The organism is Streptomyces californicus (assembly GCF_000717645.1).
GTDB lineage: Bacteria > Actinomycetota > Actinomycetes > Streptomycetales > Streptomycetaceae > Streptomyces > Streptomyces californicus.
In genome coordinates, this window is sequence record NZ_JNZZ01000068.1 from 1 (window position 1) to 1,817 (window position 1,817).

The window sequence follows — 1,817 nt, forward strand, 5'->3', positions numbered from 1 at the left end:
AGGAGAGCCGGCGTGAGCTTGAGGATCGTTGTCTGTGTGAAGTACGTGCCCGACGCGACCGGTGACCGGCGTTTCGCCGATGACCTGACGCTGGACCGTGATGATGTCGATGGTCTGCTGTCGGAGCTGGACGAGTACGCGGTCGAGCAGGCGTTGCAGATCGCGGACGAGGCGGACGATGCGGAGATCACCGTGGTGACGGTGGGTCCGGAGGATGCCCGGGATGCGTTGCGCAAGGCGTTGTCGATGGGTGCGGACAAGGCGGTTCACGTCGAGGACGACGATCTGCACGGCACGGATGTGATGGGGACGTCGCTGGTGCTGGCGAAGGCGGTCGAGAAGACCGGCTATGACCTGGTGGTCTGTGGTATGGCGTCGACGGACGGGGTGATGGGTGTGCTGCCGGCGTTGCTGGCGGAGCGGCTGGGGGTGCCGCAGGTGACGCTGCTGTCCGAGGTGTCGGTGGACGGCGGTGTGGTGTCGGGGCGGCGTGATGGTGACACGGCGTCGGAGCGGCTGGAGGCGTCGTTGCCGGCGGTGGTGTCGGTGACCGACCAGTCGGGTGAGGCGCGTTACCCGTCGTTCAAGGGGATCATGGCGGCGAAGAAGAAGCCGGTGGAGTCGCTGGATCTGGAGGATCTGGGTCTGGAGGCGGAGGAGGTGGGTCTGGCGGGTGCGTGGACGGCGGTCGATTCGGCGGCGGAGCGTCCGGCGCGGACGGCGGGCACGATCGTGAAGGACGAGGGTGAGGGCGGCAGGCAGCTGGCCGAGTACCTCGCGGGCCAGAAGTTCATCTAGGCCCCACCGTTCCCCCGGGGGGTGTGTTTCCCCCTTTCCTCTCTTCTCTCGTCTGTCTGGAGTGCGTTGTCATGGCTGAAGTTCTGGTTCTGGTCGACCATGTGGATGGTGCGGTCCGTAAGCCCACCCTGGAGCTGTTGACGCTGGCGCGTCGGATCGGTGACCCGGTCGCCGTCGCGCTGGGTACGGGTGCCGAGGCGACCGCGGGTGTCCTGGGTGAGCACGGTGCGGTGAAGGTGCTGACCTCGGATGCCCCGGAGTTCGCGGACTACCTGGTGGTGCCGAAGGTGGACGCGCTGCAGGCCGCGGTCGAGGCGGTGTCCCCGGCGGCGGTGCTGGTGGTGTCCTCCGCGGAGGGCAAGGAGATCGCCGCGCGTCTCGCGCTGCGGATCGGCTCGGGGATCATCACCGACGCCACCGACCTGGAGGCCGGTGAGCAGGGTCCGGTCGCGACGCAGGCCGTTTTCGCCGCCTCCTACACCACCAAGTCCCGGGTCTCCAAGGGTGTTCCGGTGATCACGGTCAAGCCGAACTCGGCCCCGGTCGAGCCGGCCGCCGCCGCGGGTGCGGTCGAGGCGCTGACGGTGTCGTTCGGTGACAGCGCGACGGGCACGAAGGTGGTCTCGCGGACGCCGCGTGAGTCGACGGGGCGTCCGGAGCTGACCGAGGCCGCGATCGTGGTCTCGGGCGGCCGTGGTGTCAACGGTGCGGAGAACTTCCCGCTGATCGAGGCGCTCGCGGACTCGCTGGGCGCCGCGGTGGGCGCCTCGCGTGCGGCGGTGGACGCGGGCTGGTACCCGCACACCTCGCAGGTCGGGCAGACCGGCAAGTCCGTCTCCCCGCAGCTGTACATCGCCTCGGGTATCTCCGGTGCGATCCAGCACCGGGCGGGGATGCAGACCTCGAAGACGATCGTCGCGATCAACAAGGACCCCGAGGCCCCGATCTTCGAGCTCGTCGACTACGGCGTCGTGGGCGACCTCTTCACCGTCGTCCCCCAGCTCACCGAGGAGATCACC

Annotated in this window: 2 protein-coding genes; both read left to right on the forward strand. The window is 68.8% G+C overall.

Annotation, left to right across the window (positions count from 1 at the left end; genetic code table 11):
- Nucleotides 1-12: 12 nt before the first annotated feature.
- The gene (locus IF19_RS0134225) at nt 13-798 is read left to right on the forward strand and encodes an electron transfer flavoprotein subunit beta/FixA family protein (RefSeq protein ID WP_030278130.1); all 786 of its coding nucleotides are present in this window, start codon (nt 13-15) and stop codon (nt 796-798) included.
- Between the two features lie 71 nt (nt 799-869).
- Nucleotides 870-1,817: electron transfer flavoprotein subunit alpha/FixB family protein (locus tag IF19_RS0134230; protein ID WP_032748960.1), on the forward strand; the 948-nt coding region annotated here is incomplete at its 3' end.